Source organism: Desulfobacterales bacterium (genome assembly GCA_029211065.1).
Taxonomy (GTDB): domain Bacteria; phylum Desulfobacterota; class Desulfobacteria; order Desulfobacterales; family JARGFK01; genus JARGFK01.
The window spans coordinates 1-19,270 of sequence record JARGFK010000051.1 but is presented as its reverse complement, the minus strand read 5'-3'; the positions used below and the strand labels follow the sequence as shown (position 1 = coordinate 19,270).

The 19,270-nt window shown below is 49.0% G+C and carries 21 protein-coding genes and 2 tRNA genes; 16 read left to right on the top strand and 7 right to left on the bottom strand.

Going from position 1 to position 19,270, the window contains the following annotated elements:
- Positions 1 to 157: 157 nt before the first annotated feature.
- The 5 genes from P1P89_12510 to P1P89_12490 all read left to right on the top strand — a co-directional run bounded on the left by P1P89_12510 (position 158) and on the right by P1P89_12490 (position 4,826).
- Complete coding sequence (locus P1P89_12510; GenBank protein MDF1592329.1) at positions 158 to 1,609, top strand: hypothetical protein; 1,452 nt, start codon at positions 158 to 160, stop codon at positions 1,607 to 1,609.
- A 36-nt stretch (positions 1,610 to 1,645) separates the two neighbouring features.
- Positions 1,646 to 1,816: a prepilin-type N-terminal cleavage/methylation domain-containing protein gene (locus tag P1P89_12505; GenBank protein ID MDF1592328.1), complete on the top strand. Its 171-nt coding sequence runs from the start codon at positions 1,646 to 1,648 to the stop codon at positions 1,814 to 1,816.
- Entirely contained in the window at positions 1,813 to 2,127 is a 315-nt protein-coding gene (locus tag P1P89_12500; protein ID MDF1592327.1) for a hypothetical protein, read from the top strand. The genes P1P89_12505 and P1P89_12500 overlap by 4 nt, the downstream gene beginning before the upstream one ends.
- Positions 2,128 to 2,442: 315 nt before the next feature.
- Positions 2,443 to 4,269, top strand: coding sequence for a GspE/PulE family protein (locus P1P89_12495; protein MDF1592326.1), 1,827 nt, complete (start codon positions 2,443 to 2,445; stop codon positions 4,267 to 4,269).
- A gap of 137 nt (positions 4,270 to 4,406) precedes the next feature.
- Entirely contained in the window at positions 4,407 to 4,826 is a 420-nt protein-coding gene (locus P1P89_12490; GenBank protein ID MDF1592325.1) for a hypothetical protein, read from the top strand.
- A 431-nt stretch (positions 4,827 to 5,257) separates the two neighbouring features.
- On the opposite strand, the gene P1P89_12485 is transcribed toward P1P89_12490, so the two are convergent.
- From P1P89_12485 to P1P89_12465, 5 genes are all read right to left on the bottom strand, one after another.
- Positions 5,258 to 6,373 carry a LysM domain-containing protein gene (locus tag P1P89_12485; GenBank protein ID MDF1592324.1) on the bottom strand — a complete coding sequence of 372 codons (1,116 nt, stop codon included), beginning with the start codon at positions 6,371 to 6,373 and terminating at the stop codon, positions 5,258 to 5,260.
- Positions 6,374 to 6,552: 179 nt separating this feature from the next.
- Positions 6,553 to 8,217 (bottom strand): chaperonin GroEL, encoded by a 1,665-nt coding sequence (groL, locus tag P1P89_12480; protein MDF1592323.1) that lies wholly within the window; start codon positions 8,215 to 8,217, stop codon positions 6,553 to 6,555.
- Between the two features lie 34 nt (positions 8,218 to 8,251).
- Positions 8,252 to 8,539: a co-chaperone GroES gene (groES, locus tag P1P89_12475; GenBank protein ID MDF1592322.1), complete on the bottom strand. Its 288-nt coding sequence runs from the start codon at positions 8,537 to 8,539 to the stop codon at positions 8,252 to 8,254.
- A 156-nt stretch (positions 8,540 to 8,695) separates the two neighbouring features.
- Positions 8,696 to 8,968: a zinc ribbon domain-containing protein gene (locus tag P1P89_12470; protein ID MDF1592321.1), complete on the bottom strand. Its 273-nt coding sequence runs from the start codon at positions 8,966 to 8,968 to the stop codon at positions 8,696 to 8,698.
- Between the two features lie 145 nt (positions 8,969 to 9,113).
- The gene (locus P1P89_12465) at positions 9,114 to 9,671 is read right to left on the bottom strand and encodes a hypothetical protein (GenBank protein ID MDF1592320.1); all 558 of its coding nucleotides are present in this window, start codon (positions 9,669 to 9,671) and stop codon (positions 9,114 to 9,116) included.
- Positions 9,672 to 9,864: 193 nt separating this feature from the next.
- Between P1P89_12465 and P1P89_12460 the strand changes: the two genes are divergently transcribed.
- Positions 9,865 to 9,963, top strand: coding sequence for an AURKAIP1/COX24 domain-containing protein (locus tag P1P89_12460; GenBank protein MDF1592319.1), 99 nt, complete (start codon positions 9,865 to 9,867; stop codon positions 9,961 to 9,963).
- 89 nt (positions 9,964 to 10,052) lie between these two features.
- On the opposite strand, the gene hflC is transcribed toward P1P89_12460, so the two are convergent.
- Positions 10,053 to 10,994: a protease modulator HflC gene (gene hflC / locus P1P89_12455; protein ID MDF1592318.1), complete on the bottom strand. Its 942-nt coding sequence runs from the start codon at positions 10,992 to 10,994 to the stop codon at positions 10,053 to 10,055.
- Entirely contained in the window at positions 10,991 to 12,016 is a 1,026-nt protein-coding gene (gene hflK, locus P1P89_12450) for an FtsH protease activity modulator HflK (GenBank protein ID MDF1592317.1), read from the bottom strand. Before hflK ends, hflC begins: the two co-directional genes overlap by 4 nt.
- A 418-nt stretch (positions 12,017 to 12,434) precedes the next feature.
- Here hflK and P1P89_12445 point away from each other — a divergent pair, with 418 nt between their 5' ends.
- From P1P89_12445 to murI, 10 genes are all read left to right on the top strand, one after another.
- The gene (locus tag P1P89_12445; protein ID MDF1592316.1) at positions 12,435 to 12,755 is read left to right on the top strand and encodes a DUF721 domain-containing protein; all 321 of its coding nucleotides are present in this window, start codon (positions 12,435 to 12,437) and stop codon (positions 12,753 to 12,755) included.
- A 142-nt stretch (positions 12,756 to 12,897) separates the two neighbouring features.
- Positions 12,898 to 13,620, top strand: a complete 723-nt coding sequence (locus P1P89_12440) for a tRNA1(Val) (adenine(37)-N6)-methyltransferase (GenBank protein MDF1592315.1) — start codon at positions 12,898 to 12,900, stop codon at positions 13,618 to 13,620.
- 235 nt (positions 13,621 to 13,855) lie between these two features.
- On the top strand, positions 13,856 to 14,347 hold the full coding sequence (locus tag P1P89_12435) for a flavin reductase family protein (protein ID MDF1592314.1): 492 nt from the start codon (positions 13,856 to 13,858) through the stop codon (positions 14,345 to 14,347).
- 412 nt (positions 14,348 to 14,759) lie between these two features.
- A tRNA-Ser gene (locus P1P89_12430) sits at positions 14,760 to 14,852 on the top strand.
- A 46-nt stretch (positions 14,853 to 14,898) separates the two neighbouring features.
- Positions 14,899 to 14,992: transfer RNA gene (locus P1P89_12425), tRNA-Ser, on the top strand.
- Positions 14,993 to 15,098: 106 nt separating this feature from the next.
- Positions 15,099 to 16,760, top strand: a complete 1,662-nt coding sequence (dnaX, locus tag P1P89_12420) for a DNA polymerase III subunit gamma/tau (protein ID MDF1592313.1) — start codon at positions 15,099 to 15,101, stop codon at positions 16,758 to 16,760.
- 11 nt (positions 16,761 to 16,771) lie between these two features.
- Complete coding sequence (locus tag P1P89_12415) at positions 16,772 to 17,083, top strand: YbaB/EbfC family nucleoid-associated protein (protein MDF1592312.1); 312 nt, start codon at positions 16,772 to 16,774, stop codon at positions 17,081 to 17,083.
- Between the two features lie 125 nt (positions 17,084 to 17,208).
- The gene (recR, locus tag P1P89_12410; GenBank protein ID MDF1592311.1) at positions 17,209 to 17,808 is read left to right on the top strand and encodes a recombination mediator RecR; all 600 of its coding nucleotides are present in this window, start codon (positions 17,209 to 17,211) and stop codon (positions 17,806 to 17,808) included.
- The gene (locus P1P89_12405) at positions 17,798 to 18,205 is read left to right on the top strand and encodes a YkgJ family cysteine cluster protein (GenBank protein ID MDF1592310.1); all 408 of its coding nucleotides are present in this window, start codon (positions 17,798 to 17,800) and stop codon (positions 18,203 to 18,205) included. Before recR ends, P1P89_12405 begins: the two co-directional genes overlap by 11 nt.
- 11 nt (positions 18,206 to 18,216) lie before the next feature.
- Positions 18,217 to 19,005 carry a glutamate racemase gene (murI, locus tag P1P89_12400; GenBank protein ID MDF1592309.1) on the top strand — a complete coding sequence of 263 codons (789 nt, stop codon included), beginning with the start codon at positions 18,217 to 18,219 and terminating at the stop codon, positions 19,003 to 19,005.
- Positions 19,006 to 19,270 lie beyond the last annotated feature (265 nt).

The following is a 19,270-nucleotide window of genomic DNA, read 5'->3' as shown; positions in this document are numbered from 1 at the left end:
CTTTTAAGTATCCGAAAACATGGTTTTTTCTTGACAAATTGTCAAAAAAAAGCTAAAAGTCTACTTGTTATGATAAGGTAGAATGGCCCTAAAAGGTTTGGTGATAAGTCTTATTTAGAGATTTTATTGCCGATCGACAGACCGAACAGGGACCGATATGGAAAAAAAATACATCATTGCCGTGGTGGCGGTAGTTGTCCTGTGGGCGGCGTTCATGGGGTTTCGCCACTTCAATAAAAAAGATGCAAATCAGGCGCATCGCGAGGACACCTACCGCCGCTTGGTTGACATGGCCCAAAAGAGCCCCCGATCCGGTTTGTACGAAATGGCCGATGCCATTCGAAGGTATCATGCCGACAACAAAGTGTATCCACCCAATCTGGGAGCCTTGTATCCAAAGTATATGCCAAGCAAAGCGTTTATCGAGCAGATAGACTGGAGCTACGAACCGGGCAGAGACAATTTCGATTTGAGCAAGGCGACTAACTTCAATAACCAGACGATGGTTGCGTCCATTGACAGGACGATGAGACCAGAGGTTGAAAGCAGCGGCGTAATGGTTGCCACCAGAAAAGTGACTCCTCGAAAAGCGCCGGAGGAAGCTGCGGGTGAGGGCCCGGAACTGCTCCAGGAGGCTATCTCAGCGGACATGATTCTTGAGGTTGTAGCAGAGCGCGAAATGACCCTGAAAGAGGTCGATGTGGTCACAGCGGCCGTCAGTCCTGAGCTAAGGCGTGGCGACCGTCCGAAAATTACCGAGGAGAAAGTGAACGTGCAAACCGAACTGTCGCGGATCGTCACCCTGGTGGGCGAAGAGGCCGTGTCTGCCCAAGATGCTCAAATCGGATATAACCTCGAGCGCTATATGGTCTGGAAAGACCTGAATGGCGCCATCGGCGTCAGCAACGTGGAATTTCCCGATCGAACGGATATGTATGTTGCCGTCAAGAACCGCTGGTACAATGTCAAACGGCGTCAGCCTGAAGGGGTGACGGAGATAGCGCAAACACAGGCGGCGGTTGTTGAAAAACAAAAAAGTATTGAAGAGATTGCAGCCGGCTTCAGCCGGAACTACCTGGTATGGAAAAGCGGTGGCGGCGTCATCGGGTTCGGCGATACGCAGTACCCTGATAAAGAGCGCCTCTTGGTCGCTTCCCAAGGCGGTTGGAGCGCACTTGAAAGACCGGCGGTTTCGGAAACGGTTGCGGCCGAAAGCGTCGCAGCGGTGAGTTCCTCGGCGCAAGTGGATATCAATAGCATTGCTGCGGATATCAGCAGACAGTACCTGGTCTGGAAGAATAAAGACGGTTCCCTCGGTATCGGCGATACGCAGTATCCTGAGAGAGAACACCTGGAGGTGGCGTCAACAGGCGGCTGGGATGTCATTACGGAAGAACCCCTGGCGGAAAAGCGCAAGAGAGCTTCAACGGCGCCCCCGGAAGCTGAAAAAAAGTCGGATGAAAAGCTGCTGGCCGCAGGGATCAGCAACCAGTATCTGATGTGGAAAGACAAGAACGGGCAAATCGGATTCAGCAATGTGGAATATCCCGAACTCCGGAATATCGCTTATGTCCATACCAACGGCAATTGGCAGAAGGTCGTGAACTAACCCGGGCGGCGATATCTTCTCTATGTGGAGGAAACCATGTTTAGCAGAATAAAAAATACAGACGGCTTTACCCTGATTGAACTCATGATGGTCATGATCATACTGGGCATCCTAGTCCAGATGTCCATGACGTTTGCCCTTGATCTCAGAAAACGGGCGTTTGACGCCACGGCCCCACGGCCCTGGCTGACGGCAAAAACCTCATGACCTTGGCAGGCAACAGTTTTATAGGCCTGGATGATGTGAATTTTGCCGCTACGTCGTTGGTCGGGTCTAATCTTCAGGTTGGTGTTAAGGACACGGGTGGGGTCTCCCGGCTGCCGGTATTTACCCTTTCTCCGGGTGTGCGGGCGGTAATTTATGGTGTAAGTCCGGGGACTCCCGGCGGCGGAGACGTTACAGCCTATGTATATCATATAAATGGTACATACGATTCGGCGAACAGCCCCCACTACAGAAGACATTTCTATTTCAGCATCAATGAGATGACCAGTCTCATCACCGCTCCCACACTGTAATCCGGCCGATACTTTATGAGGCCCTTTCTTGACGATTGATGCAAGGCACCGGTGCAAATGCCAAATACGCCAGACTCTCATGAGGGATACAACCGCCTGCCAGGCCCAAAGCCGTTCTATCTGCTGCGTTCCCCATTGCAACGGAAGCATTGCGGAATTCCCCGAAAAAGCCGTTTGCCGCTTCGCTTCTGAATGGAACAGGATTCGGCAATGAGCATATCTTCGATCTTAATCTCCGGTTGCTTTCAATCCGATTTTCTTTTATTTTTAGAAGAATATGAATACGTTTGAGATTCCAGCAAAACAGTTGAGCATATGAATACCGATCCTGGGAACCAATTCACTGCAGAAAATGTCTGCCGCGTGCTTCTGGATAACGATCTGATAACGGTCGAGCAGGCCGGTGCGATCCTCGCCAAAAAAGAAGGCTTTAAAAAGGAGCTGGAGAAACTCACCGCCAAAAAGTCCAAGGGCGGATTTTCATCCGGTCGCATTGCAACCCCTGTTACCGGCGTTGATCTTGTTGCCGCCCTGAACCTGAAAAGAAAGGACAAGGAGTCGGGTTTAGTGGATGAGGATCTTATTTATGAGATCCTGGCAGGTGAATGGAAAATACCGTTTAAAAAAATCGACCCCTTAAAGCTGGATTTGAACCTGGTAACCACAACCATCCCCCGATCCTTTGCTTTAAGACACCTGGTTCTTCCAATCGCCATCAAAGACGGTTTTTTGACAGTGGCAACCGCCAACCCCTATAACCATGATGTCTTTGAAGATATTGCCCGGGCCATTCAACTGAAAGTCCGGGCGGTTCTGAGCCCCAAATCAGATATTGTCCGGTTGATTGATGAATTTTTCGGCTTTAAGCGCTCCATTGCTGCTGCGGAAAACCAGTTTGCCGGCCCTACGGTGGATCTGGGCAATCTGGAACAATATGTCAGATTGAAATCCGCCGAAGACCTACCGTCCAATGACCAGCATATTGTCCGGGCGGTCAATCATCTGTTTTCATATGCATTTGATCAGCGTGCCAGTGACATTCATATCGAACCCAAGCGGGAGGCAAGCTGGATCAGAATGCGAATTGACGGAATTCTGCATACGGTTTACAAACTCCCTAAAAATGTTCATCTCGCAGTGGTCAGTCGTATCAAAAATCTTTCCCGCCTCAACATGGCTGAAAAGAGAAGGCCCCAGGATGGCAGGATCAAAACCGACAAGGGGGGAGCGGAGGTTGAAATACGCGTCTCCACCGTGCCGGTCGCTTTCGGCGAAAAAATCGTCATGCGGGTGATGGATCCTGAAATTCTTTTTCAGGATCTGGAGATGCTCGGCTTCAGCGGCGCCGATCTGATCCGGTTCAACAAGTTTATCAACATGCCCCACGGCATCGTGCTGGTCTGCGGTCCGACCGGGAGCGGCAAGTCAACCACCCTTTATTCCACCCTCAGGAGCTTATCAACACCTGAAATTAATATTGCGACGGTGGAAGATCCTATTGAAATGGTGCATGAAGATTTCAATCAGATTGCCGTCCAACCCGTCCTCGGCATTACCTTTGCGACGATTTTACGGAATATCTTAAGGCAGGATCCGGACATTATCATGGTCGGGGAGATGCGGGACCTGGAAACCGCCCAAAACGCCGTGCAGGCGGCCCTGACAGGCCACCTGGTCTTGTCGACCCTTCATACCAACGATGCACCCTCGGCGCTTACCAGGCTTTTAGACCTCGGCATCCCTTCTTTTTTAATCCAGGCAACGCTCGTCGGTATTTTAGCTCAGCGCCTGGTCCGCAAGATATGCAGCTACTGCAAAGAGCCGTTCTATATGGATTCAGCCGAATTAAAATCCATGGGACTGGATATGGGTCAAAACGGTCAGGTTAAACTTTACCGGGGCAAGGGCTGTTTGCGTTGTCGGGGAACCGGCTATCTGGGCAGAAGCGGTATTTTTGAAGTGCTGCCGTATTCGGAAACGATTAAGCAGATGACGTCGCCGGCCACACCCATGGAAGACATACGGGCGCAGGCCCAGAAAGAAGGTATGGTGACATTAAGAAGAAATGCCGTAAGAACGCTCCTGGAAGGAAAAACCACTTACCAGGAGGTATTGCGGGTCACTTGGGGGCAGCTCGATTAGATCGCTAAAGGGTTTGTTTGGCGTTTCCGTAACAGAATCTTGATAGATATGCTGGGGTTTGTGAGATGATGCGGGCAAATTACACATCATGCTTTTTGGCATTTGAAATATAAACATAGACAGAATGGGAAAAAATGATGAGCCCGAAAATTATTCAGGCCGATAAATCGTATCGCCGAAAGATCATTGTCATATTGTTCCTGATAGTTTTATCCGGTTTGGCGCTGTTTCTGGGGCTGCTCCCCCGGATTAATCAAACAGTTCATCAAATTGAGCCTCAAAAGGGGCTTGCACTGGTAAGGTGTTTACTGGGTGTCATGTTTCTCGCTGTTGTTTCCATCGCGATCTATTTGGCTTGCTTTGGACGCAATGTTTTAAAATACCGGAATTTCCCACCGCCAGGGGTTAAAGTCCTTCGTGATACCCGCATAGTAGAAGGTGAATCAGCAACTATTTATGGGCAAATTATTGTATTATTGTCGGTACTCCTGTTTATTTTCGGCCTGTATGGCATACTGATCACCCTTTACAAGCTGTATCTATCTATCGGCCAATAAATTGTTTATTGACAGTGCTGGCTAAAATTATTGAAGAACCCTGCAACAAACTGCGGGGTTAACGAGCGCTGCTACGGTACCCAAAAAAGAGATTTTGCACTAAAAGATATCAGATAGGTGAGGTAGAAAAGACTGCATAATCAGGACGATGCTGTCAGTTTTATTAGACACCTTTTAGTGGGCTGGTTTATCCTGGCAGGGCGTGCCGGCCCCAACATCCGGTGCGTGTTTAAAATTCATATGCGGAATTATGTCATCAAAAAATAGCTGCGGTGGGATTAACCCCACGAATACATAGCGTATTCCAAGGGTTAAAACTAGAGACTGACGCCGAAATTAAGCAAAAAGGGGCTTTTTGCAATGATCTCGTGAAAGCCGATCTAACGCACGTAACAATCCTGCCCCATTGGAATGATGGGAAGGAGCGGCACTTATCTGGCAGGCGTCCGTATCCGTGCGGTGGGGTAGAGGTCTTTTTCCGAATAAGTGACCAGAACCGTCGAGGTGGTCTCTTCTGTAAGGAGCACCAATATTTTTGCAAAATCAATGGGTGTGTTGACGGGTTCCATCGACGCTGTTGGTTTTAAAAGTTCGCCTTCCTTATAGAACTTTAAACCATGTTTGTCCTCATAAAATACGCTGTAAGTCTGACCGGCTTGAATGCCGTCTTTTTTGCCCTTGTCAATGAAGGCGATGGTGTTGTCACCGAACATTCTGTCCCGGTCTTCGTTAACAAGTATTTGTCCCAGGACACCTTCCCTGCTTTCCGAAAGGATAATTTTAGGTGATCGCGGAATGTGCGGCATCAACAGGTCATTGATGCGAATGTCCCGATGCGAACGGACAACTCTGGCGACATAGTAGTCGGCGTCCTGTTTTATGATTTCAACAACACCGGTGAAATAATGCTGGGTTCCATGGGAATCCACCAGTTCCGAATATTTTTTTCCTCTGATGCCTTCAACGTTCCGGTATGCGGTATAAGTCGCTCCTGGATAGAGAATCGTATGTTCAGCCGGGCGGATGTACACTTCATCGCCCTGGCTGATCATTGCCTTGTCGTCCTGGGAGCGAAAGATGGTACCGGACGGATTGACGGGGTCTTTTCTGATAAAGCCGACTTTTTCAATCTGTGTGTAGTAGTAATAGGGTGGTTCTTTTGGCGGCGGTGGCGGCGGCGCCGCCTTTACAGCTTCCACCTTTTTTTCTTCTTCCTGCTTGGCCTGCTCGATAACCTTTTCAGGTTCTTTTATCTTTTCAACACCCTCCTGGCGAAAGAGTCGGATCCGTTCCCCCGGATAAATCCAGTGGGGGTTGGGGATCTGGTCGTTCTGATTCCACAGATCGGGCCATTGGTCGGGTGAATCGAAAAATCGTTTTGAAAGGTCCCACAACGTGTCGCCCTTTTGAATGGTATAATACATGCCGGATTCATGCGGAAATTCTTTTGGGGCCTCTTCTGCAACAGGCGAAGACGGTGCCGCCCACAGCATGGCGGTAGAAATACACAAACATAACGAAATCCGAATTAAATTCTGATAACGCATCAGATGCTCCGATTCTCTTTGGGTTACTGGTTGATAGGTATCTATAAATAACCGTCTTTTATATATACTTTCCGGGAAGATTTGTCAAGCTTTTCAAACATTTCAGGGCGACAATAAAAAAAAACCCGCATGCTTTGGGCATACGGGTTTTTTTGTAGGGTGTTGGTTGCGTCGAGCGATTACATCATGCCGCCCATACCGCCGCCCATGCCGCCCATGCCGCCGCCCATGCCGCCCATACCGCCGCCGCCGGGCATTGCATCCTGTTTTTCCTCAGGCTTATCCGCTATCATGGCTTCGGTTGTCAGCATCAAAGAGGCCACGCTGGCTGCATTTTGCAGGGCAAAGCGAACCACTTTGGTGGGGTCGATGACGCCGGCTGCAATGAGATCTTCATAGGTATTGTTGTCTGCATTATAGCCGTAAGCATCTTTTCCATTTTTAACCTTATCAATGACCACCGAGCCTTCAGCGCCGGCGTTGTTGGCAATCTGGCGCAGCGGCTCTTCAATGGCGCGCATGACCACCTTGACTCCCAGCTTCTGATCCGCCTTGATTTTTATTTTTTCAAGCGCTTCCAGGGTACGGACCAGGGCGACGCCGCCGCCCGGCACAATGCCTTCCTCAACTGCAGCGCGGGTGGCGTTCAGGGCGTCTTCAACCCGGGCTTTTTTCTCTTTCATTTCTGTTTCGGTTGCGGCCCCGACGTTAATGACGGCAACACCGCCAATCAGTTTGGCCAGACGCTCCTGCAGCTTTTCGCGATCGTAGTCGGACGTGGTCTCTTCTATTTGAGCCCGAATTTGCTTGACGCGACCCTCAAGGGCCGAACGCGAACCGGCACCGTCGACGATGGTGGTGTTGTCCTTGTCGATGCTGATCCGTTTTGCTTTTCCCAGATCGGAAATCGTCATATTTTCCAATTTGAGTCCCAGGTCTTCTGAAACGACCTGTCCGCCGGTCAGAATTGCGATATCCTCAAGCATGGCTTTTCTGCGATCGCCGAACCCGGGGGCTTTCACAGCGGCAACCTGCAGCGTGCCTCTCAGTTTGTTGACAACCAGCGTTGCCAGGGCTTCGCCTTCTACATCCTCGGCGATGATCATGAGGGGTTTTCCCATTTTGGCAATCTGTTCGAGAATGGGGAGAAGATCTTTCATGTTGCTGACCTTCTTTTCATTAATAAGAATAAACGGATTGTCCAGAGAGGCGGTCATCTTTTCCGGATCGGTAACAAAGTAAGGCGACAGATAGCCACGGTCAAACTGCATACCCTCCACAACCTCCAGCGAGGTTTCCATGGCCTTGGCTTCTTCAACGGTAATGACGCCTTCTTTACCCACCTTGTTCATGGCTTCGGCGATGATGTTGCCGATGGTTTCGTCGTTGTTGGCGGAAATCGTGCCCACCTGGGCAATTTCGCGCTGGTCCTTGGTGGGTTTGCTCATTCTCTGCAGTTCTTTGACCGCGACTTCCACGGCCTTTTCAATGCCGCGTTTGATCGCCATGGGGTTGTTGCCGGCTGCAACCAGCTTCTGGCCTTCTTCGTAAATGGCTCTGGCCAGGATGGTTGCCGTTGTCGTGCCGTCACCCGCCATATCGCTGGTTTTGCTGGCCACTTCTTTAACCATCTGCGCGCCCATGTTTTCGAACTTGTCTTCCAGTTCAACCTCTTTGGCAACCGTTACACCGTCTTTGGTAACGGTCGGTGCGCCCCAGGACTTGTCGATTACGACGTTTCTGCCCTTGGGTCCCAGAGTCACGACGACTGCATCTGCAAGTGTTTTTACACCTTTGAGCATCGCCTCGCGTGCTTTCATGTCATATTTAATCTGTTTCGCCATCTTGATCTATCCTCCATCATTTAATTTAAAAATGTTATTCTATCACAGCCAGAACGTCTTCTTCACGCATAATCAAATGCTCAACACCTTCAATTTTAACCTCGGTGCCTGAATATTTGCCGAACAGAATGCGGTCGCCTTTTTTTATTTCAAGGGGTATCCGTTTGCCGTCGTCATCCAGTTTTCCATTGCCGACCGCGATGACTTTGCCCTCGGCCGGTTTCTCCTTTGCAGTGTCCGGAATAATAATTCCGCCCTTGGTCTTGGCTTCTTCCTCTACCCGTTTTACCAAAATTCGATCCTGTAATGGTCTCAGCTTCATGGTCTAAATTCTCCTTTTTAGATTGGTTTTGTTACACTGTAATCACACATATTCAGTCGTACACTGTAATCATAAATATTCAGTTGTAAAGGGATGTGTCTGAATTTTTTGTCTTTTTGTAGATTTTCTAAATAAAAAACAGTAGCGCTTTGAAATTTAGGTGCTACTGTCGGTGACTTTGACGGACGTATCGGGTTTTTCGCTGGATTTTTTTTCTTCCTTTTTCTGATTTGTGGCCGTTGATCGTGATTTATTGGCATAGTCGGTTACATACCAACCTGTTCCTTTCAGGTGAAAGCTGCTTTGTGAAATAAGCTTATGCAGTTTTCCGGAACAGTGTTTGCATTTTAAAAGCGGTTTTTCGGAAAGCTTTTGAAAAACTTCTTCCATGGCGCCGCATTTGGTACATTCAAATTCATAAATGGGCATGGGGTAGAACCTCCTGTAAATCAAAAAAGCTACTTTGCAAATGAATCTTACTAAATATAACTAATGTTTAGATGATGTCAAGGCACTAAACAGTTTTTTTTATGATGTTTTTATAACCCCTAACGGACCCGGCGGAAATAAGCATTTAAGGGCTCAGGATGCCTTCAATGGGGGTGCGCCATTTTTCATAAAACGCCAGGACCGGCGGCAAATCGTTTATCGGCAGCTTACTGAGTATTTTGTGGGTGGTTTCATGGACACGGGTTTCCTCCGCAAGTATTTCCGCCGGGGTGGCATTAAAATTTTGCAGAAACTTACTGAACCGGACAATATGGATTAATTCGTGCGCCACAATATACAGCACAAATGGAAAGAGCTTTAAATGGCCGGAACTTTTCATGGCGGAAAGGATAAAGTGGTCCTGGAGGCAGATTTTGTAAAAATCATAGGTTGACGATTCCAGGGACTTGTCATTTCTCCGTCCCTTATACCGAATGATCTGGGCGAAAGGGCCGTGGACAATTTCAGGGGGGCTCAAGTCCGCCAGGGTTTTAACGTCATACTTGGGCCGCAACCACTGACCGGCGGACATTTTGTAGTGCTCACTGACCAGCTCTTCAGCCAGGGCAACAGAATTGTTGACGACCTTTATCTGGACAGCGGTAAATTTCTTCAGAGATTTCGGCATAATGGGTGGCGCCATTAAAGAAAGTCCATTTTTTTAAAAAAATATTAATATCACATGCCCCCCAACGATTCAATCCATTACCAGGGTCGTATATGAAAAAAGGGGGGAAACATTTTCATTAAATAAATAAAAAAAATATGGACAATCACGGTTTAAAGGTGGTACTAAATCATTTTGTACTTAAACCGAACAGATTGGAGGTGATGGGTTGGGATCTGTAGTCAAAAAACGCAGGAAAAAAATGCGAAAACATAAACACAGAAAGCTTTTAGCCCGAACGCGGCATCAGAGAAGAAAAGGTAAATAATGATTTCCGGCGCTCTCGATGAATCCAGAAATGGGAAAAGCACCGACACCCAGCAAGGGTCGGTGCTTTTCTATTTGTCTTAGGTTGTCTTAGGGTTTTTGGGAATACCCCTTAAAATATTTTAAAAATTCCGAATCGGTTGACAGTATCAGCGAATTTTTATCGTCAAGGACGTCTTTATATATTTCCAGTGTTTTGACAAAAGAATAAAATTCCGGATCCGCATTGTAGGCCTGGGCATACAGCTTGGTCGCTTCGGCATCCGCTTTTCCCATTATTTCCTGGGCGGTGCGGTAGGCTTCCGAGGTGATCTGTTTTAAATCACGTTCTTTTTCACCTCGTATTTTCTGGGCCTCGCCTTTACCCTCCGATCGGAATTTTTCGGCTATCTGCTTACGTTCGGCAATCATCCGGCCATAGACGGAGTCTCTAACCTGCTCCACATAGTTGACGCGCTTGAGCTTCACATCCACCAGTTCAATACCGAATTCGAGCAGTTTGGGCTGAGCCTGTTGCAGTATGTTCTGGGTAATGACTTCCCGGCCGGTGGTGATTTTATATGATTTTTCTTTCTTGACATCTTCCAGACCGAGCTCAAAGGTGTCCAGTTCGCGGTTGCTCTGACGAACCGTTTCTATGAGGGGATAGGATGTAATAAAATTCCTTACGGCCGGATCGATGATATCATCCAGACGCCCCATGGCGCTTACGGTATTATTGAGGGTCTGGAAAAATTTAACGGGGTCGACGATTTTCCAGCGGGCAAAGGTGTCGACCCAGATGAAGGTCTTATCCAGGGTGGGGATTTGACCGGGGTCGCCGTCCCAAGACAGCAGATTCTTGGGGAAATAATTGGTGTTCTGGATAAACGGCAAACGAAAATATAAACCCGGTTCTGTTTTGGGGCTTCCAATGACCTTGCCGAATTGGGTGACGACGACCTGTTCGGTCTCATCGACCACATAGGCCGAAGCAAAGCCGAAGAAAAGGACGATGGCAGCTACAATGATGATTAAACCTTTAGATTTCATTTTTGTATTCCTGGTTGTCCGAGGTTAAGTAAAGGTAAAAAGTTTTTCTGATTGGCGTCAATGATGTATTTCTGGCCCAGTTTGGGAAAAAGGTTATTTAAAGTTTCGAGGTAAAGCCTGCGCTTGGTAACGTCCTTTGCCTGGGCGTATTCCTTGTATTGGGCTGTGAACCTTGATGCATCACCCTTGGCCCGGTTGACCCGGTCGAGGGCATACCCTTCAGCCGCCTTGATGGTCCTTTCGGCCTCGCCCCTGGCAGCCGGGATTTCCTTGTTGTAGTCTTCCTTGGCCTGATAGATCATTTTTTCCTTTTCCTGGGTGGCCTGGTTGACTTCATTAAAAGAAGGCTCAACCGGCGTCGGCACATTGGTCTTTTTCATTTCGATGGTGCTGATATAAATGCCGGATTCAGCCTTGTCCAGCTCGATTTGCAGGACACGTTTGGCCTCCATGGCGATTTCATCCCGTTTGCTGATGATCTCGTTAATACTGCGGTCGCCCACGACCAGCCGCATGGCCGCCTGGGACATATCGGTGAGAAGCATCCGGATATCACGAACCTTGAATAGAAAATTGTAGGGATCCTTTATGCGATACTGGACAATCCATGGAACCACCGCCACATTCAGATCACCCGTCAGCATGAGGGAAACATTCGTATCTTCGGTGGGGGACGAGAAAACGGTTCTCTGGCCGGCAACTACGGAACTAAAACCGAATTCCTCCTTATAAACGCGGCGGACTTTGACTTTGGTAACCTTTTCGATCCCGGTGGGCAGCTTAAAGCTAAGACCGGGCTGGCTGATTCGGACATACTTGCCGAACCGCTGGACAACTCCCACCTCGTCCACTCCGACCGTGTAAAATGTCGAGGAGCCGAAAAATATGAGGAGGATGACGATAACCAGCAGCGGCCCTCCCGGCAGTTTCATTTTTTTGAATTTCTGGATAATTTCATCCATTTGCGGCGGCATGGGGCCTTTATCCTGCTGCGACTTTAATTTTTCCCAATCCCAGTTCATTGCTTTCCCTATTTTTTTGTGTAGAGGGTTTGAATTATCCTTTTTTAAGGGGTGGCTGCTTATGAAACCCCGGCATGTTCACAGCGGATTCAGCGGGCATGCTTTTAGAGCGGCAGACACCAAAAGGGATAATCAGTTCAATTACCTTTGTTCTTTGTCTTTGTAAATTAAGATAGATAATGGTTTAAGTCAAGCAAAAATGAAAAGTTTAACTGCCGATTTGTGAACCGCAATAACTATCTCATCTGCCGTCCCGCCCGGGGCGGGACGGCAGGGTTCTTCAATCGAATCGATCCGATCGGTCCAGAGAATCACTTGACACAGGGTTGGGGCAGTGAATATAAGAATAAAAACCGGGGGAAGGAATGAACCGCCGGTCCTTATCATTCATAACCCTCATTTCGGAAACAATTCGACCATGGAAAATAAACGCAAGAACAGGAAGGAATTTGTTCATATCGGCAGCATTGTGAATAAGGTCTTTGGCGTCGCCCGGAATGATGCGGACGCCGACATGATTCAGGTATGGAATGTCTGGAAAGGGGTTGTGGGGAGTGCGGTTGCAGAAAATGCACGGCCTGCGGCATTTAAGGGAAATCTCCTCCTGGTGAATGTCAGCAGTTCACCGTGGCTGCAGCAGCTCCAGTTTTTAAAAGGAGATCTTATCATCAAACTGAATCAGGCATTGAAACAGGAACTCGTCAGGGAAATAAAATTTAAAATCGGACCGCTTGAATAGCGCTCACCTCGCTTTTATAGCGGTTGTCAAAAAAACGTTCCGTTATGCGTTTCTTTCTACAACCGCTTATACCGCAAATCATTGTTTCGGTACTTCATTATGGAAAGCGGTATATGCGGGGCATTCCGGTGATGGAGGGTAAATGGCGGCAGTGACGGCAGATGCCTTTTTAGACGGTCGCATTACCATCAAACAGCACCGTTCGGGATATCGCTTTTCTATAGACGCCGTGATTCTGGCCGCCCATGCCCGGCCCCGAGCGGGCGAGGCGGTCGTCGATCTGGGAACCGGCTGTGGCGTCATTCCCTTGATACTGGCCCATCGCAATCCGGATATCAGGATTTGCGGTATAGAAGTGCAAAAAGAACTGGCTGAGATAGCCCAGTGGAATGTGAATGACAATAACATGGCGGACCGGATCGTCATACGTCAACAGGACATTAAACGCCTGACTCCCGGGATGGTAGCCGGTCCGGTTGATCTGGTTGTCAGCAACCCGCCCTATAGACTTACGCACAGCGGCCGCTTGAATCCGGACCGGCAAAAAGCGGTTGCCCGTCATGAAATCAGCGTTACCCTTGCAGACGTTGTTGAAAGTGCCAACCGCATTTTAAGGACTTCCGGACGGTTTATAACGATCTATCCGGCAGAAAGGCTGACCGATGTCATCTCGCAGATGCGGACATCCCGAATCGAACCCAAGAAATTGCGTACCATTCATTCCGGCCGCTCGATCGGCGCCAAGCTGATTCTGGTGGAAGGCGTCAAAGCCGTAAATCCCGGAATGAAGATCCTGCCGCCGCTTTTTATTTATACCCGACAGGGGGGATACTCCAGAGAAGTTCAGAAGATGTTCCTGCACTGAAGATCCGGCCGGGCAATTTTTATCTCAACTATCTCAGCTATAATGGAATCCGACCCTTGACTCTTCGGCAGCCGGATTCTATCTTATAAAAGATTGGGCCGCCATTGAATGATGGCCTTATTTGTTAAGGGGAATTGGAAAATGCCTGTTTTTTGTCGATTAGCAGGTGTTTTGGGCTTAACCCATATTCGTTCTGAAAGGGGGTACGTATTCGTTCTGAAAGGGGGTACGTACCATGAAAAAAAAGCTTACAGATGTAACCCGATTGGTGCCTTGTTCGGTTGTTTTATTGAGTGTCGCAACAAAAGATAAGCAGGATGCGATGACGGCGACGGCGACATTTGTTGCGGAAAATTTGCCTTTGCTGACGGTCAGTGTCTCCAAAAAGAGCACCTGTCATGAACTCATTGAAAAGAGCGGCGAACTTGCCTTAAATGTGGCTGCGGCCGACCAGGTGGGGCTGGCACGCAAACTGGGCGCCACCCATGGCAAGGATGTTAATAAATTCAAAGAGTTTTCCATCAAAACCGAGGCTGCTGAAAAAATATCCGCCCCGTTGATTGCCGGTTCTCTGGCCAACATCGAATGTAAGGTGGTAACATCTTTTCCGGCATCGAATTATATCGTCTATCTGGTGGAGGCGGTGGCAGTTAAAGCCGATGATAAAAAAGTTCCGATCGCCTGGTTCAAAGACAAGTATTTTGCTTTGGATAAAGCGGCAAACTGATGTCGACAGGGACGAAACCGGTTCCCCGGCGACTGGATTTGCCCTGCCAGGGAGGGTTTTTTTAAAACTGGAGGAATCCCGGCCGGCTGTTAAAGGGTGCGGTTAGAATAATAAATTATTGAGAAAGTGATTTGGACAGGCAGGGTTTCTTGTAATTGAAAGAAGACCTGCCTGTTTTTTTGGCATGAAAAGGCCTTGTCAATATGTTAATTCCGTGTGTCGTAATTTTATTTAATAGTTTTCCGTAATGGGATCCTCCAGAAGAGATCTGCTTGGGTGGATTTCTCTGGGAAGGCCCAATAATTAGGCGATAAGGGCGGTTATTAGAAGGTTTCAGAAGAAGGTTGACAGCCCCCGTCGAACAGTATATTGAGACTTATCAGCACCGGGAAATGCAATCAAAAAAGGTGTTGGAGAGGTTGCCGAGTGGCTGAAGGCCCCGCTCTCGAAAAGCGGTATCCTGTCAAAAACGGGATCGTGGGTTCGAATCCCACCCTCTCCGCCATCATGCTATCCGCGCTATAGGGAAAATTCATTTTCTGAACTGATCCGGAGAGATGTCCGAGCTGGCCGAAGGAGCACGACTGGAAATCGTGTGTGCTGCCAAAAGCGGCACCGAGGGTTCGAATCCCTCTCTCTCCGCCAACAATTTTCCTCTGTTAGGAGCCTCTCCACTTTGCGGCAGCTGTTGAATTTGCTGCCGACATATTTTCAACCGCGTGCGATTGATTATCGGTTAAAGGATTTTAGGATGTCATATCTTGTACTCGCCCGCAAATACCGGCCGCAGACATTTGCTGAAGTCGTACAACAGGATCACATCACCCGGACATTGACCAACGCGATTTCCGCCGGGCGGATGGTTCATGCGGTACTCTTTTCAGGACCCCGGGGGACCGGCAAGACAACTGTTGCGCGTATTCTGGCAAAGGCCATGAACTGCGAAAAAGGGCCCACTCCGGTTCCCTGCAACAGTTGCAGATCCTGCCGGGAGATAACGGCCGGGTCGGCCGTTGATGTATATGAAATTGACGGCGCATCCAATAACAGTGTGGACCAGATACGGGATTTGCGTGAAAACATAAGGTACATGCCGGCCCACAGCCAGTATAAGGTTTATATCATCGATGAAGTCCACATGCTCAGCATTGCCGCATTTAATGCACTGCTGAAAACACTGGAAGAACCGCCGGCGCATGTCATGTTCATCTTTGCGACCACCGAGCCCCAGAAGATTCCGGTTACGATCCTGTCCCGCTGCCAGCGGCATGATTTCAGGCGCATCTCCATCGACTCCATGACGCGGCACATGGAAATGATCAGCGGCAAAGAAGGCATCCCCATGCCTTCCGAAAGCGTGTGGCTGGTTGCGCGTGAAGCCGGCGGAAGCATGCGGGACGCCCTCAGCCTGCTGGATCAGGTGATGGCCTGCTGCGGTGCCGCTGTTACCCATGAGCAGGTGTTGGAAATCCTGGGCATCATGGATCGAAAGATCATATTTGATATTTCAAAGGCTTTCTTTCATCAGGATGTTCCGGCCGTGCTGGAAATTATTGACGAGACCTATGCCAAAGGCCATGATATGAAGCGGCTGTTTGCGGAGATTGTAGAGCATGCCCGCAATATGCTGATTGTCAAAATGGGGAGAAATGTCGATAAACTGGTGGACTTGCCGGCACACGAATTGGATCGGATTAAAGACCAGGTAAAGGACATTTCCGTTATATTTTTAAACCAGGTTTTCGACCTTCTTTTCAGGGAGGAAGTCTCCGTCAAATTGTCGACCCAGCCGAAGCTGGCCCTTGAAATGGTAATGATCAAACTGTTTCAAGCTAAACCGGTGCTGCCGATAGAGGAATTGATTCTCAAGCTGGACGCGCTGCAAAAAACCGTCCAGTCGACGCCACCGCTAAAGTCGGCGGGGCCTGACGAGGGCCCGGTTACGCCTCCTTTGAAAAAAAGCCGGCCGGCTGCTTCTGAATCGCCGGCCGTTGCCGAACAGACAAAACCGTTTGGGGGTGGGCCCGGAGCAGAAGATAAGGACCTTGCGTCCAGCTGGGAAAAGATAGTGGATATCATTTCGGAAGAGTCCCCTGCTTTAGCGAGCAACCTTGCCAACAGCGCCCTGAAAACACTGACCGATGGAACGCTGGAAATTGAAGTCAACGGTAACGGCTTCAACATCAATATGATCAAGCGGAAAAAAAACATGGCGATCTTATACAAAGTCGTCAGCGATTATTTCGGCAAAGAGAAAAAAATAACGGTAACCGGCCGGGCAATATCCGGCAACCATAACAATGAAAAAAAAGACACGGAAAATCGTCAGAAGCAGGCGGCGCTCAATCACCCGCTGGTTGCAGATGCGATTGAAATATTCAACGGCAAGTTAATTGATGTGAAGATACGGTAGGAGGTGTTCAGATGAAAGGGATGGGAAATATGATGAAACAGGCCCAGAAGCTTCAAACCCAAATGATGAGACTTCAGGAGGAAATGGCCGATAAAACGGTGGAAACCACCGCCGGCGGCGGAATGATCAAAGTCATCGCCAATGGCCGGCAGCAGATCTTATCCATTCAGATCGAAAAAGAGGTGGTAAATCCCGAGGATGTGGAGATGCTGCAGGACTTAATGATTGCGGCCGTCAATGACGCATTGCAGAAGTCCCAGGAAATGGTCAGCGCTGAAATGAGCAAACTGACCGGCGGGTTGAATATTCCGGGATTGATGTAGCCACGGGTGAATCGGCCATATCTGCCGACGGGTCCTTTTCTGCTGGGAAGGGGTAATAACCGCAACAGGCCATACCGTCGGCCTCCGTGCCGCCGAATCAGCATACATGAGGTGAATATTTGACGATGAGTTACTATCCGACATCGGTTCTTGATTTGATTAAAAGTTTTGCCAGACTTCCCGGGGTCGGTGAAAAAACGGCTGAGCGGCTTGCGATACACGTTTTGCGGATGCCGCGGGGGGAGGCCGAACGACTGGCCCGGAGCATCGTGGCCATCAAAGATAAAATTAAATTCTGCTCGATGTGTTTTTCTCTGAGCGACGCCGACATTTGCCAGATATGCTCCGACCCGCGCCGAAACACGGCGATCTTATGCGTCGTGGAGCAGCCGGCGGATATGGTAGCCGTTGAGAGATCCGGCGCATTTCAGGGAACCTATCATATTCTGCAGGGGGTGCTGTCCCCGATGGATGGGGTTGGTCCGGAGGATATCCGCATCAAAGAGTTGATCCAAAAGATTGCCGACGGCCGGATCAAAGAGGTCGTACTCGCCACCAGTACGGTTGTTGAGGGCGAGTCTACGGCTGCATACATCGCCGAACGATTGAAGGGGTATCCGGTCCGGATAACCCGAATCGCATCGGGCGTTCCCATGGGGAACGATCTGAAATATGTGGATCAGGTAACATTGAAAAGAGCAATGGATACCCGCCATGCCTTCTAAGAAATTTCGACCCGCTGATATTTTTCAATGCACGCGCTGCGGCGATTGCTGCAAAGGGTTCGGCGGGACCTATGTGACCGACGCCGAAATAAAAGCCATCGCAGCGTTTATCAAAATAGATGCGGACGAATTTTTGGTGAAGTATTGTCAGGCTTCCGGTCAGAGGCAGGTTTTGGCGCAGGGCCAAAACGGATACTGCATTTTTTGGGATGGTCTCTGCCGCATCCATCCGGTAAAACCTCGCATGTGTCGGCTCTGGCCTTTCATTGAAAGTGTTTTAGTCGATATTAATAACTGGCAGATCATGGCGGGGATGTGTCCGGGTATCCGCAGCGATATTCCCGACAGGTGTGTCCGCGAATGCGTCAAACAAAAAATCGAAAAAGATAACACATAGACGGTATCCTCATGTTAGGAATATTGGATCCAGGCATCGGCGGTCTGGGGATAGCGCGAAAAATCATGGAGCGGTCTCCCGACTGCGACATCCTTTATTTCGGCGATACGGCCCGGGCGCCTTATGGTGATAAAAGCGCTGCAACCGTCATCCGTTATGCGCTTCAAAATACGGAGATTCTTCTGCAAAAAGGTGCCAAGGCTGTCCTGATTGCCAGCCATACGATTGCCTGTGTTGCCGGTCGGCAGGTGAGAGAAGCATTTGGTGTGCCGGTGCTGGATGTGACCGGGCCGACGGTAACGCTGGCGCTCCATACCTCTCCAAAGTGCGTTGTCGGCATTGTGGCGTCGCGGGCGGCCGTCGACAGCAACTGTTATCCGGAAGCGATTCAGAATCTAAACGCCGAAGCCAAGGTGTATTCAGCGGTCTGCCCGCTGCTGGTACCGCTGGTGGACGAAGGCTGGTTGAAGAAGCCGGAAACCGTTCGGATCGTTAAAAAGTATCTTCATCCTTTAAAGGTTCGCCAGATCGACACCCTTATCCTGGGAGGCAATCATTACGCCCTGCTAAAAAAAATCATTCAGCGTAAAATCGGAAAACGGGTCTATATCATCGATGCGGGCGATGCCGTTCCAGCGGCGCTGGTTGATTTTTTTAATGAAAACGGTGAGCTGAAAAGTACTATTTGCAAAGGGGGGCGGCATCAATTTCTGGTTTCCGATCTCAATGAGCATCTGTCCAAGTCGGCAAAGCGGCTATATGGAGGAAACATCGATTTAGAGCTTATGCCCTGCAGGTGATTGTATTCCTGATTTCTCTTTATCCTCAAACCTTTTCCAAATATCCTTTGACAAAATCCGCTTAAAATGCGAAAAAATACAAACTGTTGCGCATGGTATAAATTTTTTTATGCGTTATCAGCATAGTTATGTCCCATCATTTGATAATTTCCCTTGGGTAAACCCCCGGCTTTGCCGGGGGACTCGCGGAGTTTGACAATTCCGGGAATATAAGAAAGCCTCCCGACTGTGAACCGCTCAAAGTTTACAGCACAGGAGGCTATAG